The following is a 654-nucleotide window of genomic DNA, read 5'->3' on the forward strand; positions in this document are numbered from 1 at the left end:
GGACCCGGAGAAGACGCCGGTGTCGCCGGCCATGGTCGGCCGCGCCGACCCGGACGTGATCAAGAGCCAGTTCTACCCGTCGAACCGTGACGTGCTGCGGCAGAAAGGCGGCGCCAGCACCAAGGTGAAGAGCTTCGTCGACGACACGCTCAACGGCCTGCTGGTGGCGCTGTCCTCCGAGCCGGACAAGGCCAAGCGGCTGCAGATCGTCGCCGAGGTCCAGGCCTACATCCTCGACCAGGCCTATGCGATTCCGATCTTCGAGGAGCCGCAGGCCTATGCCGGCGCGCCCTACCTCAAAGGCATCGCCTTCGAGGCGGTCGGACGGCCGTTCTTCTACAACACCTGGCTGGCCGAGCACTGAGGCCGACCGATGAGCAACGGCGCCGCCCGCTTCCCCCTCAGCCTCCCGGCTCAAGCGGGCCGGGCCCCTCCCTCTCCCCCGGGGAGAGGCCGGAATCGCGCAGCGATTCCGGGTGAGGGCGCGGCACCGGCCTCGACGGTCTGCGCATCATGACCCGCTATCTCCTCGGCCGGGTCGGGCAGGCGGTGCTGGTGCTGTGGGCCGCCTTCACGGCCGCCTTCATCCTGCTGCAGGCGCTGCCAGGCGACGCGATCCTGATCAAGTTCCAGAACCCGGAGCTGGGGCTGAGT

Annotated in this window: 1 pseudogene; it reads left to right on the forward strand. The window is 69.1% G+C overall.

Annotated elements, in window-relative coordinates:
• Positions 1–364: pseudogene (locus FFK22_RS42080) on the forward strand (TIGR04028 family ABC transporter substrate-binding protein); the annotation flags it as partial.
• Between the last annotated feature and the right edge of the window lie 290 nt (positions 365–654).

Origin of the sequence: Mycobacterium sp. KBS0706 (assembly GCF_005938675.2) — a bacterium.
GTDB lineage: Bacteria > Pseudomonadota > Alphaproteobacteria > DSM-16000 > Inquilinaceae > Inquilinus.